Annotated in this window: 13 protein-coding genes and 1 tRNA gene; 5 read left to right on the forward strand and 9 right to left on the reverse strand. The window is 52.4% G+C overall.

From position 1 onward, the window contains the following. On the forward strand, nt 1–963 hold the full coding sequence (locus AB4124_RS00460) for a YqhG family protein (protein ID WP_441970533.1): 963 nt from the start codon (nt 1–3) through the stop codon (nt 961–963). A 144-nt stretch (nt 964–1,107) separates the two neighbouring features. Then, on the forward strand, nt 1,108–2,250 hold the full coding sequence (locus tag AB4124_RS00465) for a hypothetical protein (RefSeq protein ID WP_441970535.1): 1,143 nt from the start codon (nt 1,108–1,110) through the stop codon (nt 2,248–2,250). Between the two features lie 238 nt (nt 2,251–2,488). Here the strand turns inward: AB4124_RS00465 and AB4124_RS00470 are convergent, their stop codons facing one another. Then, nucleotides 2,489–2,680, reverse strand: a complete 192-nt coding sequence (locus tag AB4124_RS00470) for a YqzE family protein (protein WP_076325781.1) — start codon at nt 2,678–2,680, stop codon at nt 2,489–2,491. 150 nt (nt 2,681–2,830) lie between these two features. On the opposite strand from AB4124_RS00470, the gene AB4124_RS00475 reads away from it, so the two are divergent. After that, nucleotides 2,831–3,634 (forward strand): N-acetylmuramoyl-L-alanine amidase, encoded by an 804-nt coding sequence (locus AB4124_RS00475; protein WP_441970537.1) that lies wholly within the window; start codon nt 2,831–2,833, stop codon nt 3,632–3,634. 328 nt (nt 3,635–3,962) lie between these two features. On the opposite strand, the gene AB4124_RS00480 is transcribed toward AB4124_RS00475, so the two are convergent. Then, nucleotides 3,963–4,844 (reverse strand): divergent polysaccharide deacetylase family protein, encoded by an 882-nt coding sequence (locus AB4124_RS00480; RefSeq protein WP_441970538.1) that lies wholly within the window; start codon nt 4,842–4,844, stop codon nt 3,963–3,965. 169 nt (nt 4,845–5,013) lie between these two features. Continuing rightward, nucleotides 5,014–5,097 (reverse strand) — tRNA-Leu (locus AB4124_RS00485). 181 nt (nt 5,098–5,278) lie between these two features. Between AB4124_RS00485 and AB4124_RS00490 the strand changes: the two genes are divergently transcribed. Further along, entirely contained in the window at nt 5,279–5,698 is a 420-nt protein-coding gene (locus tag AB4124_RS00490) for a hypothetical protein (RefSeq protein ID WP_076325778.1), read from the forward strand. A gap of 84 nt (nt 5,699–5,782) precedes the next feature. Here the strand turns inward: AB4124_RS00490 and AB4124_RS00495 are convergent, their stop codons facing one another. From AB4124_RS00495 to AB4124_RS00510, 4 genes are all read right to left on the reverse strand, one after another. Then, on the reverse strand, nt 5,783–6,112 hold the full coding sequence (locus tag AB4124_RS00495; protein ID WP_071221734.1) for a carboxymuconolactone decarboxylase family protein: 330 nt from the start codon (nt 6,110–6,112) through the stop codon (nt 5,783–5,785). Nucleotides 6,113–6,187: 75 nt separating this feature from the next. Next, nucleotides 6,188–6,406: a hypothetical protein gene (locus AB4124_RS00500; RefSeq protein WP_076325776.1), complete on the reverse strand. Its 219-nt coding sequence runs from the start codon at nt 6,404–6,406 to the stop codon at nt 6,188–6,190. A 120-nt stretch (nt 6,407–6,526) separates the two neighbouring features. Continuing rightward, a complete protein-coding gene (locus tag AB4124_RS00505) occupies nt 6,527–6,856 on the reverse strand; it encodes a hypothetical protein (RefSeq protein ID WP_071221736.1) in 330 nt (109 codons plus the stop codon). 211 nt (nt 6,857–7,067) lie between these two features. Next, entirely contained in the window at nt 7,068–7,637 is a 570-nt protein-coding gene (locus AB4124_RS00510; protein ID WP_076325774.1) for a xanthine phosphoribosyltransferase, read from the reverse strand. A 250-nt stretch (nt 7,638–7,887) separates the two neighbouring features. On the opposite strand from AB4124_RS00510, the gene AB4124_RS00515 reads away from it, so the two are divergent. After that, on the forward strand, nt 7,888–8,934 hold the full coding sequence (locus AB4124_RS00515) for a YkvI family membrane protein (protein WP_441970542.1): 1,047 nt from the start codon (nt 7,888–7,890) through the stop codon (nt 8,932–8,934). 54 nt (nt 8,935–8,988) lie between these two features. Here AB4124_RS00515 and AB4124_RS00520 read toward each other — a convergent pair whose 3' ends face one another. Continuing rightward, nucleotides 8,989–12,195: an AAA family ATPase gene (locus AB4124_RS00520; protein WP_441970544.1), complete on the reverse strand. Its 3,207-nt coding sequence runs from the start codon at nt 12,193–12,195 to the stop codon at nt 8,989–8,991. Continuing rightward, nucleotides 12,192–13,499, reverse strand: coding sequence for a metallophosphoesterase family protein (locus tag AB4124_RS00525; protein WP_441970546.1), 1,308 nt, complete (start codon nt 13,497–13,499; stop codon nt 12,192–12,194). Before AB4124_RS00525 ends, AB4124_RS00520 begins: the two co-directional genes overlap by 4 nt. Nucleotides 13,500–13,508 lie beyond the last annotated feature (9 nt).

A 13,508-nucleotide genomic window follows, 5' to 3' on the forward strand; every position in this document is an offset into this window, starting at 1 on the left:
ATGACCATGACGCCGCAGGAGGTGCAGCAGCACTTCATGGCCTATTTGGAAGCCACCGAATGCACCGTCATTGAAAAATCGCCTGAGCATGTCACCGTGAAACTGTCACCGCAAGCCGACAAAATGCTCACCAACCGCCCGTATTACTGGGGCTTCGTGGAACGTACCGGCGCTCCCGCCGAAACGTTGTCCTTCAATTTCGTGTTTGATCCGGAGAAATACGACGAACGGCTTGCAAAGACCCAAGCAGCCGAGGCCAAAGCGCAGCTCGCGGCACCCGCGCAGGATCCCCTCCTGGCCCGCTTTTACGGGAATGCCCCAGTTCTGCCTATCCTCGGTCCCGGCCGCATTCAGCGGGAGAACATTGGCTACGGCAGCAGCCGGCTCGCCCAAATCTGGAATGCTTCCCGGGAGGAAGGCAAATGCGTCTATCTGTTCCAGCAGCGCGATACCGAGCCGCGTCCGAGAGCCCGTTCCACTCCGTATGAGCAGTGGCTGGGCGTCTGCTTCAAGGTGGAGTTCAGCTGTGATCTGAAGCGGGAGGAATTGTTTTTTCTCGGAATCTCATTATCTAGTCGTGCGATTGCCCATGACTTCCCGGCGATCCTGATTGGACGCGAACTGACGCCCCGCTTGCCCGAGAGCGTTCACGTCCGACCGGCGGCTCTTACGCTCGAACAGGCCGTAGATGCGCTGGAGAACCATCTTATCGACAAGATAAGCAAGCTGGACTATGACTGGGCCACCAAAGCAAGAGAACGTCTTGAAGAAGAACTGCTGGTGATCGACAGTTATTACGAGGACCTGCTCAGGGAGCAGGATGAAGAGAAAAAAGCGCTCATTGAGGAGCAATATAAGAACCGTCGGTCGGAAATGCAGTGGCAGTACGAGCCGAAAGTGAGCTTGTCCGTCATAACCTGCGGTCTATTTCATCTGTGTTCGCCTGTGGGTGCGTCGTCATGACGCCCCTCTACAAAAGCAGGCAAAAAAAGAACCATTCTCCCTTCTCCTACCGCGACAGCTTGCAACAGCCTTTGCAGAGCTTGTCCGATATGATGATTTCAATACATCCACGGCGCGTAGGGCCAAGGAAAGGCGGTTAATGATTTGAAACAGTGGAACATGAAACTTCATAACCATGATGACAAGGATTGCAAGAATTCCCAGCCAAAATCACCCGATAACAAACAGACCAGCCGATATCGAATGCTGTCTGTCTCTATGATCGTAACAACTATCCTGTGGTTCAGCTCGTTCCAGCCGCAGGCAAGCTTGGCTGCCGCTAGCCAAGCCGACGTTTCCAATTCTGCAAACAGCCCTAGTCTGACCAGCACCAGCACTCAGCTTACAGCGGATCATCATAGATCAGGCGTTTCAGATGTTAATCTGAACAACGCCGTGGCTCAGGTACCCGGGAGTTTGATGGACTTTGCGGAGGAGACTGTCGCTCAATTATCGGCCCATGCGCCATTTACGACCTGGGATGAAGCCAAGCTCGAATTCACCCCGCTTGGTCCGGGTACGCACGGCTGGTTGGTCACGATTTCCGATGAAGGACTGCCGCAAGGATACATGATTATCAGTGCAGAAGAAGACGGTGGATATATCCTGAGTGAATACGGAATCGGCTCGACTCTTCCCTACAGCCAAGCGCCGTTGAAAGAACGGCTCTCCGCGGAAGGACTTGTGAAGGCCGGAGGATCATTGCCTCAAGGAAGCATCGTGCGCAAGCTGTATGACGTGTCCCCCGTCTGGCAGGTCCAGTTGCCCGGCAAGAAGCCGATTTATTTTAATGCACTAAATAGTGAAGCTCTCCCGGATGAGCCCCAGCAGACGCATTCAACGACGAAGCTGGTATCCGTATCTCTGCCTGCAACAGCCAAAGGACTCGTGGCTTCATCCACGTCCAATCATTGGTTTGCCGCCACTCCCTCCATCGCAACCGGCGACTCCATGGATCCTTACGATAATCTGCTGTGGCTGACCTCAAGCGAACTAACGACCCGAAGCAGCGCCGATCTGCGGAATTTACTACAAGAGTACTCCACCCTGATATTCAAGTCCAAAAAAGGCAATGCCGCTTACGGCGCACCTTTTAGCTTAACCGGCTGGCATCGCTGGTCCCCGGCGAATCAGGAGAACCCGGCTGCGCTTTATGTGTCGGTTCCCTTACGGAATACAGACACTCTCCGTTTCTTGCCGGCATCCCGGTTAATCGGACAAGGTCAATTTTATGCTCAGCCGAAATGACACGGGTTAAAGCAAGCAGCCCTCATCCATGCAATATGCCATGACTGACAAAAGGACGCGGCCCTTTAACGGGCAGCGTCCTTTATATTTTTTCAAAACGGTTTATAGTTGTGCACTCAGCACTCACAAGGGTCTACAACCATTCCAAAAGCATGTTTCGAACCTGACATCGTGCGTAACAGGGAGCAATACGCACGATGTACAAAATGCGACTTCATGAAGGAACGTGCAGCAGCTGCTACTTTGCCCTTTTTTTGCGCTTGGTGGTTACATCTTCTTTCCATAGCGACATGGAGAACGGAATCATGCCGAACCACCTTGTGGTCCAGGATTCCTTCACCTTCGCCTTGCGCCGAACGTCCTTGGGTGTATCTATATAATGAACTACGCGCTCGGTAATGTACTTGATTAAATCATCGCCGCTAGCCATATGAATCAACTCCTTATGGTTTATCCACATCCCAATATCAGTTTGCTCCATTTCGATCGATTCTAGACGCACGTATTTGAACGGCATGATTTTTCCGCTAAATGCACATTCTAATAAAGCCGAAATTTTACGTGAAAGAAGGAATCCATCATGGTTAAGGCAGCAGGGGTGTGGATGCTTCTCTTTACGCTGGCATTCCCGGGTTCTGTCACCGAAGCCTGTCCAGTGAAGAAGCATGCCATGACGCATCCCGCAAGAACCGTTCATCAGACATCGATACAGACAGCCCGGCTTACGTCCGAAACGCCGGAATCCACCCACTCATCGGGTCAGGAAATCGACCAGTCCAAGCTCCGGCACCTGCACCCTTTTGCACATGATGTCGTTCTGATCGATGTGGGTCATGGGGGCATTGACGGCGGTACGTCGTATGGGGACATTCTTGAAAAAGATATTAACCTGGCCATTTCACGCAGACTGTTCATGCTGCTTCGCAAGGAGGGTTATCATGCCGTGATGAATCGTGATGCCGATTACGCCCTTAGCGACGACAACCGCTGGCACCGAAGTTCCTCCAGACACCGCCGGGATCTGTCGCAGCGTAAACAGCTCAGCAGCGAGATCCCGACCAAGCTTGTAGTCAGCATTCATGTGAATTGGGGAAAGAACTCCTCCAAGCGCGGAGGCATCGTCCTGCATCAATCCGAGGGACGGAGCACCCTACTTGCGGACACCATCCAAGAGCAGTTGAATCTGGTTTACCGCAACAACAATCACATCATGATAGGCAAGCCGTATTATCTACTCAATCAAACCCAAGTACCCGCCGTCATCGTTGAAACGGGTTTCCTCAGCAACATGGAGGACCGGAACTTATTGACCAGCCGCAATGGTCAAATGCAGATTGCCGAGGCCATTGCCGACGGGATTATCGGTTATTTAACAGCCCTGTAGGTTGGGGCTGTTTTTTGTTTTCATCCTACCCGGCTCAGTAGCCAACACGATTCGGAACGGAAATCATCTGTTCGGGACCTTTTCGGGATATTCCGATTACGCACAGCGCGTCAGCAGCAACATTAGCGAGATCATTCACAGCATGCGTGGCCGCTGCCTCAACATAAGTACAGCCTTCCATACAGGGAACGGAATCACTGGGTCCTTGTCTGGAAGGCTATTTATTTTTTATGTCTATATAAGATATGGGCTGACCTTTGTCGGATAACCTTTTATCGTCCAGTTACTCACAACATGGCAAAAAATTGCTATCGGTACTGCTATTGCACTAATACGCAGGCAGCGGATTCGGCCGCCAGCTTGATCGTTCCCTTACCAGATCGCTGATACCTACAAACTCCACCTTCGCCTGCAGTTTAGGAATGCTTCTTTTTAGCGCTTCTGCCGTGCGGATTCCATACACGCCAACGTGGCCTATTGCAATGCAGGAAGTTCTCTCTTCCGCATGCTGTGCTGCGGTCTGCAGCTGCTTGCTCACGTGCTGAACGGTATGAACGTCATCCAGGAAGATATCGTTGGCGATGGATGGCATCCCCTTCTCCGCTGCCAGTTTGCCAACCACACTGTAGTAATTCGTCTTGCTGTCGATAAAAAACAGCCCTCTCTCCCTGCATACGTCGAGTACGATGGACATGACTCGTTCATCCCCGGTAACCTTGGAACCCATATGATTATTAATCCCTACAGCGTAAGGAATTGAATCAATGGCCTCTTCCATGCGTTTACGAATCTCCTCATCGGTAAGCGAGGTTAAGATGGCACCCGGTCCAAGCCAGGAAGCTGGCCCCTGCTTAGGCTCCATGGGCATATGGATAATCACGTCATGGCCTTGCCGATGCGCGGCCTCGGCGTCCTTCACGCTTGTGGGCAAAAAAGGCATCACAGCGACCGTGATTTTGACAGGCAGACTGAGCATTTCCTGAGTCCCTTTCTGATCATTGCCAAAATCATCGATGATAACGGCTAGCTTATTCGTTTTCTTTTCCTGGCCGGGTCTGTTGCGACCGGATTCTTCGTGCACTTGGTTTGGCTCCTGACGTGACAGATCAGTCCAAGCAACCATCCCTGCACCATAGCCTATCTTTGGTCCGTTCACGATCCCCCATACCATACACAGCAGGATCACCGAATTTTTATATACCTTCCGCATCTTGACGCCCCTTTCCACTCCTATTCATACATACCTAACCGTATTGTTTGAGTAAAGTTGATCAAATATGTAAGTCAGAAAGTAAATGTTGCCGGTTTGCCGTCCAAATTTCAACACAAAAAAGCTCGTAAACTGCTAAAAAGCAAGTTTACGAGCCTTTTCATAAGGATGCGGTCGAGAGGACTCGAACCTCCACGGGGGTTAGCCCACACGGACCTGAACCGTGCGCGTCTGCCAATTCCGCCACGACCGCGTATCATCTTCATCGCTTATAGGAGACAAGCTCTTATCAGCGGCGACAAGATATATAATATCACGCCAGGTAAATCGAGTCAACACTTTTTTTGAACTTGATTAAAAACCTGTTTTTCGGTTAAAATAAGAACATAAGTTCCTATCCAATAACCACTTTCTATATAAAGGCGGTGATGTTGATGGCCATACCAGCTGTTACGACAGAAGAACGAGCATTGATCAAGAGTTACCTGCTGCTGATGTTCATCCATAAGGTGTTTGAAAGGGATTGCCGAATCATTCAAGAGAGCGGTGTCTTCAAGAGCCCGCAATTGTATGTAGAGGTTGTGGGGAACGGAGCCAAGCGTGCTGCTGTGCTTCTTCGTGAGGTGAAACAGGAATTCACCAAGCGGGCGATCAAGGTGTATGATATTGGGCAAAACCAGGATGGAATCCAGGCGCGATATGCATGCCGGGGTTACATTGGTTCGATGAACATTCTATGGCCATCCTTCCGTGAGGAGATGATGGACCGCATGCGAGCCTATCTTGGGCTGGTCCCGCCCGAGACCGAGTCCTCCGAGCAAGCCCATCCTCCTGCCGCTGTTTCCGCCCGCTAAATTGCCGCCCTCTAAACAGAGAATAACCGTCTCCCCTACTGAACAAGAATGCTCCGGTTGAGACGGTTATTGGTATCACGTGAGTCAATGAAGATTATGCTGCACGCGGGTCAGTCCCTGCGAGAGAGCATGTCCCGCACTGGCGGCAGACGCCACGGCTACAGCCTCCATTATCTGTGCATCCGAGGCTCCCTTCGCACGGGCTTCCTCCATATGATAGAAGGTGCACAGCTCGTTATTGGCAAACAGTCCGATCCCGAGCGCGATCAGCTGCTTCGTTCGCTCATCCAGCTCGCCATCCTGAAAGCAAACGCCGGTGAACTGATGATACGCCTCTGCCATCTCCGGCATGCTCTGCTTCAAATTCAGAATTTCATTCTTATAAGCCGAGACCTTGTCATTGGACATTTCCATAACCCAAAGCAACTCCTCCACAAAAATTTGATGCGAGGTTAAGTTGTCCGACAAGTTCGAGATCTATGCCTACTCCTACTCTTCGATAGGGCTTACTCTTGGATCTTTTTTAAGCTGGTAGCTGTAGCGGCGATCCAGTTTAACGACCCGCCGGTTTCTACGGCGTATTATGACCTGCTCCGGGTCCCAGGCGACGACAAAGCCTATAATATCATTGGTCTCCAAACCATCTCGCACAACCCGAACCAATTCGCCGGAGAGCCGCAGCTCATCGAGTCTTTCATCGCTAATCATCACCATACCTCCTCCATAAACGTACTCTGCAAAAAAAAGACCTAAATGAGATCATTTAGGTCTTTTGAATGCGTTGCGATATCGATAAACATCCCGACTAAGAGATGTTCTATATACCCATTAACGCTGTGCCGGCTCGATGCTGTCATTCTTCTCGTACCAAAAATCCAGAACGGTTGAAGACATGACACGCTTCTCGATATATTCTACCTGCTGAGGCGTAAACTGTTCCTTCCATTCGAAGGAAACCTCCTCACACAATCCGGCAATCGTCAGCAGTTCTGACCAGGCAACATAGCGTTTGTACCAGAAAAACTGAGGATGTTCAATCATATAGGGATATAGATCATCAAACTCCGTATGTTTACAATCCAAAGCACGTTCAAAATGTACCTTTGCTTCATTCAGCTTCTCGATCAAAAACGGCTCGGTTACAGGTTGTTTCCCCATGGTGCTGCCTCCTCTCTCTTGCCTACCTCTTTATTATAAGCGAAAATCACGGAGGCGAAAAGATTTTGTTGTGATTTTAGGCAGAAATCCGATGAACATTGACTACGAATTGCCATTTTTCCACTTCCCCAAAGATAGGTGGAATCGTTCATGACTTAAGGCCTAATCCGTCGTTGCTCTATCGCTAACATGCCAAAGAAGATGCTAAGTTTTAGCTGAACGTAATCTTGCCGTCCTCAAGCGACGAGATGGTAACAAGCGATTCCACATGAACATTCTGTTCGCGCAGCGTTCGCGCTCCGGCCTGGAAGCTCTTTTCAATCACAACGCCAAGCCCGATTAATTCCGCCCCTGCTCGTTCAATAATTTTGATCAGGCCTCTTGCAGCGTCCCCGTTCGCGATAATGTCATCAATGAAGAGTAACTTATCCTCTTCACCGATAAACTGGCGCGATACCATAATGTCCGTGACAATGCCCTTGGTAAAAGACGGAACCCGCTCACACAAGGCGTCTGGATCGGCGAGCAGCGTTTTTTTGCGCCGGGCGAATACCATTGGAACTCCCAATTCCAGCGCCGCGGCAAAAGCAACAGAAATGCCGGAGGATTCCAGCGTTACGACCTTGGTCACACCGCTTTCTTTAAATCTCACCGCGAATTCCCGACCCATATCCATAATTAATGCCGGATCTACTTGATGCGTCAGCAAAGCATCCAGCTTCAGCACCTGATCCGACAACACGACACCTTCTTTGATGATCCGCTCCTTCAACCAATCCATCCAAAAGACCTCCCACGATTCCTTTGTCGTAAAAGTACCATATTCCACTCTATACGGCAAGTACAAACGGGGACTCCGTCATTTAACTGTACGATTCTCGTCACAATTCCTGACATGGATCTCCGCTACCTGGCACTAACCCTTGTCACGCCTCCGGCAAAGGACCTGGACAGGTAGGAGTCATGTCCCAGCTGAGCCAAGCATACCTTGTACTAAGCAGAACGATTAACTTTCAAGGGGGATGCGGGGCTTGCGTAAATCTATTCGTGTTTTACAGATCGCCTTTACATATATCGGAACCATCGTCGGCGCTGGCTTTGCGACCGGAAGGGAAATCCTTCAATTCTTTACCCAATATGGACACTGGGCTACACTGACCATTCTGTTTACGACAGGATTATTTATTTGGCTCGGCACGAAAATCATGACGATATCCAGGCAGATCGGGGCCAAATCCTTTGAGGACTTGAATAAATTTCTGTTTGGAGAGAAAGCCGGCGTCTGGATCAGCCTCTTTATGTTTGTCATTCTGCTCGGGGTGAACAGCATCATGCTTGCCGGCGCTGGCTCTGTTTTTGTGGAGCATCTGAACATGAACTATCAGACCGGGCTGTTTGTCACGATGATCGGAACCTATTTCATTCTCAGAAAAGGCATCCAGTCTATCATGACGATGAACAGTCTTGTCGTGCCCATGATGCTGACCTTATCGCTTGCAATTATTTCTCAGACGATTCAGACGCCGGGGGCCACCCGTTTCTTAACCTTGACTACGGACCATAGCCTGCCTGCGGTTTGGCTGGCGCCCCTGCTCTACACCGCATTTAACCTGGTTATGGCGATGCCGGTGCTGGTCCCACTCGGCAGCCAGACCGAAAGTGCGCGCACCGTAACCTGGGGAGGTATCATTGGAGGTACGGGCGTAGGGTTTATGCTGATGGCAGCACATTTTGCGATGTCCGCCCACATGCCCGGCATCGCCCAATTCGAAATCCCGATGGGCAGCATCGCCAACCAGCTGGGCTGGCTCGTACAGATCATCTATCTCATTCTGATCTTCCTTGAAATTTTCAGCACCTTCGTGGCCAATATCTACGGGATTACCCTGCAGGCTCAGCAGCGAACCTCGCTCTCACCCAGAGTGATTACCCTTGGCATTATGGTGTTCTGTTATTTCTTCAGCCAGTTCGGGTTCAGTTCCTTGCTCTCTCTCCTCTACCCGATGTTTGGGGGACTGTGTCTGCTCTGGGTGCTCCGGCTAACTTTGTTCGGAACCCCCGATATCAGGGGAAAATAAAGGGGCTTTCCCAAAGGTATGATAAACCTGCCCTTGGGAAGCCCCTTCTTATGGCTACATCGTGATAAATTGTGCATTGGGTATGCGTTTCATGGTTTGCTCTGCTACATGTCGATGACACGTCATCATCACGACTTGCCGGTCTTGCGACAATTCCGCGAGAAGCTCGAGCGCATGTCCGAGCCGTTCACCGTCAAAATTAACAAACAGATCATCAAGCAATAGCGGCAACCCCATCGCATGTGGCATCGATTGAATCAGACCGAGCCGCATCGCCAAAAATAACTGTTCCGCCGTGCCGCGGCTTAGCCTGCTGCTCTCCACCCATTCACCAGTCGGGCGCTCTGCCAGCAGACTCTGATCTCCCATCCGCATGACCAACCGGCTGTACATGCCGCCAGTCAGTATGGAGAAGTAGCGGGAAGCCAACTGCAGCACCTGCGGCTGTTTCTCTTCCTCGTACATGCGGCGTGTACGTTTGATAAATTCGGTGGCCATCGAACGTACCGCATATTGCGAAACTAATTCCCTCAGGGCGGAGCGCTGCTCCTCCAACTGCTGCAGGGCGGAATCCTGGTTCCCCGCGGATTCCAGTGACTCTCTCTCCTGAAGCAGCCGCCCCCGCCGTTCCTGAAGCTCGTCCCGCAGGTGGAGCGCGGCGGATACGGCTTCCTCCTTCTTGAAACATTGAGCATCAAGTTCCGCAGCATCCGTCAGCTCCAGCAGCTGTTCAAGCTGCCGGCGACCCACATCATCCCAGCCGCTGAACATGGTAATTTCGTGATGGCGGATCGTGCGTACAAGTTCCTCCCGGCGTTTCGCAGCAGCTCCCATACGAAGAAAGGTTTCTTCGTCTGCCGTTTGAGACGATGCAATCAGAGCCGCTTTACGCAGCTGCAGCGCTTCCCGCTCCTCTTCTATCACAGCCCCCTCTTTGCGAAGCTCTTGAACACGCTCTGCAAGGACCTTCTTCTGTCTCGAATCCTCTTGATAGCTCTTCCATCTGGAATGTACGTTGCCGAGCTCAGCGACGGCTGGGATTCGGCTGCCGTTAGCGTCTCCCTGGGGATCCGCCGCAAAGATCTCATGGCATTGGATGATATAATCCTCCGCCTCTTTTAACAGCACATCCATTTTCAGGCCAAGTGATTTTTGCTGCCGGATCAGCTCCTGCCCCTGCTCAACCTTGACGAATACGTCCAGCATCACGTCAGGCGACAGACTCTGCGGGAGTGATCGGTACATAAGCCACGCCTCCCACTGCCGCTCCAGCTCCAAATATCGCTTCTCTTCCTGATCGATGGCGCCCTGAACCGTTTGTAATTCAACCTGTTGCAGCGCAGCCTTCTCCTCAGCCGCCGCACAATCGGACGTCAGTCGATCGAGCCGCTGCCGCCATGCTTGCCAGCCCTCCATCACGGATCGAAGCTCGCGCATCTGCGCCTCCACCATGAAGGGGTCGCGAGCCAGGACAACGTTTTTGTCCCTTCGACTGCCCGGGATCGTACTCACTGCTGCTGCCGCGTAAGGGGCAGAGACCAGCCTGGAATAGAGATGATCTATATGTTCCGTTCCCTGTCCGTCTAGATTATTGATCTCATTCGAAACCGTACCATGATCTTCCCGGTCACGTAGACCGCTCCAGAATACATAACTCATGCCGAGCAGCATCACGATGCCTGAGACCACGGCAGCTTCCGTGGTTGATGTCCATAGCAATACGGCTACCAACAGGAATGTCATAACAGCCATTCCCGCCAGCAGAGCCGCGTACATCCGAGGCAATCGGCCCCTCCCCGACTGGCGTGTGGAAGCAGGTTCCGGCTGTGTCCGGGTCAATCTCCGTTCGCGCCAACGCTCGATCTCCAGCTGCAGCTGATTCCACAGGGCAGCGGTCTCCTGGGGCGCTGCCGGCTGAATCATGGCAAATGCCTCTTGTCCCCGATCCATTTCCTCGCGCAGCTGCCGCCTGGCTTCCCGCAGCGCCGATTCGGCTGCTGCCGCCGAACGCTGGGCCCCGCGCTGTTCAATGAACAGTGCCTCCATCCGGCGATCATACCCGGCAAAGGCCGCACTGATTCGCCGGACCTCCTCGCGCTCCGAAGCGGATACCGATAGAGTCAGCAGCTCTTGCCGGGTCCATGCCGGATCGATATCTCGGAGCAGCTGTTCCAGCCGGATCTCCTGAGACTTGTATTCGGCCGTAAGCTCGGCAAGCTCCCGGTTTGCGGTTTCATGCAGACTTCGTTTCGCCCATAGCTCCTCAATCCGTTCGCCATACTGTTCCATGAACGCATTAAGGGGGAGGGCTCTCAGCTTATCCTCCACGTCCTCGATCGCCCGCTCGACGCGGATTAACTGGGCGAGGAGAAGACGCTCTTCCTCCTGCATCTTTTCGTAACGGGGGATTCCATCCGGAGGAAAGTTGTCACTGTCCATCAGATCCTTGAGTTCCAACCTGGCCTCACGCCATTCCAGCCAGGCCGGACGAATGTCCTGCGCTTTTCGAAGCAGCGACAAATCCTCGGCGTCCCTGTTGCGATCCTGTTCCAGAAGATTCAACCGTTCCTGTATTTCCAGAATGGATGTAACGGTCTCGTTATAGCGGGAAACGTACGTCTTGCTCTCCGAAACCTGGGTTCTTAAATGCTCGATGGATTGCAGCAGCTTGGCGGTATGCTGAACCTTTCCGCGCGGCTTATACAGCTTGTCCATCTCCTGGGACAACTTGCGTTCGGCTTCCAGTATATTAGCCCCGCCGCCGATTCCGGCATGAAACAGGTAACCGCTCATTTCGGCAGATTGCAGGCTGCGGATTTCCTGCAGCTCGCTTAACGAGATGGCAAACAACTGACGAAACATATCCCTGGACACGCCGCCCAAGGCATATTGCTCCAGCTCCTGCTGTCCAAGCTCGATCACGATCCCGTTATCCGCTAGTTTATGAATATGTACGCGCTCGCCTCTGCCAGTGGCTGAATGTCCTTCTCTGGAACGGCTGTAGCGCCGGATCACCCAAGGCACTCCCTCCTTATCCAGAAAACGCAGCTCGCCGCCGTGTACGCCTTCCCCCGAAGGCTCGCCGCGTTCTGCCGGCGAGCCCTTCCCCGGGAATCCGTACAGCATGGCTCGGATAAAATACAGGACACTGCTCTTTCCCGCTTCATTCGGCCCATACAGCACGGTTACAGGGGCATCGATATCAAGGCTCTTGTCCCGAACAGCTCCGAAGCCTTGAATGTTCATCCGCTCTAGTCTCATGTTCCGACACCTTCCTCTTGCGAACGGTCACGCAGCAATAACCCTAAGGTCAGTTCCTCCGCTCTGCGAACCCATTCCAGCAGTTCCTCCGGATTAATCTCGTCCAGCAAGGAGCGGAGCTCCGCATGCTCCAGCAGAGGCTCCAAGCTCTTGGCAACAACCCCATCAGGATCTTGAACCCGTCCCTGCTCGCCTCGAACAAGACGAAGCAAGTCCCCTGCAAAGCTGTCTTCCGCAAGCAGCCTCTCTGTATCGATCGCGTCCCCGGATTGAAGGGAGAAACTCTCGATCCAGACGCATCCCCGATAGCCGCATGTCTGCCCCTTCGCGGCTTCTCTTCTCCGCAGATCGGTCAGCAGCTCATCGAGTACATATCCGCCTTCAAGCTGACGATGAACCGGACCTCGTCCCGTAATCCGAACGCGGATCATGCTAAGCCTCTCCGCGTTCTCTCTGGCTATTTCGGTGAGAATGGATTCCAGTGAGCGTCTCCATTCATCGACATCCTGATAAGAATCAAGTGGCGCTTCAACGATTTGCCAGCGCATGGAATCGAACTCATGGAAGCTCAGCTTCGTGTTGAAGCTCCCATCCACATCAACGATATAACATCCCTTGGGTCCCGTCTCCCGGACATGACGTCCCTGGATATTGCCCGGATACACAATAAAAGGAGATTCCTGCAAAGTTCGACGGGAGTGAATATGCCCAAGCGCCCAGTAATGATATCCGGCCTGGATTAGATCCCTTTTCGTACAGGGTGCATAGGTTTCGTGATGGGGATCCCCATCCACGTTCGCGTGCAGAAGTCCGATATGGTAGAGACCGGATGACGGAGCAGGATAACGTATCGCAATATTATCGGTTACCTTCGAGGTCGGATACGACATCCCGGTAATGACCGCCACTTCTTGATGATCCGAGCGGCGAACGGCTGTTACGCTTGCAGGCTCCGCCCCAAACACATGGACATGGGGAGGCAGCGTCATAGTAAGCTTGGTGCTGTCCAGCGGATCATGATTTCCATGGATCACATATACCGCAATCTCTTCCATTCCCAGACGGTTAAGGGACTCCAGGAAGCGAAGCTGTGCGCGCAGCGAGATGTTGGAGCTATCATATATGTCCCCGCTGATGACGATAAAATCAACATGTTGGTCGATGGCGAGCTGCACGAGCCGCTCCAGCGCACGGAAAGTCGATTCCTGAACGAAAGACCGCAGGTTGTCATCGAGCCCGCTGATCCCGATAAACGGACTGTCCAGATGTAAATCCGCAGCATGCATAAATCGAAAAGAAGCCATAACCGATCC

Origin of the sequence: Paenibacillus sp. 2KB_20 (assembly GCF_052115765.1) — a bacterium.
Classification (GTDB): domain Bacteria; phylum Bacillota; class Bacilli; order Paenibacillales; family Paenibacillaceae; genus Paenibacillus_AQ.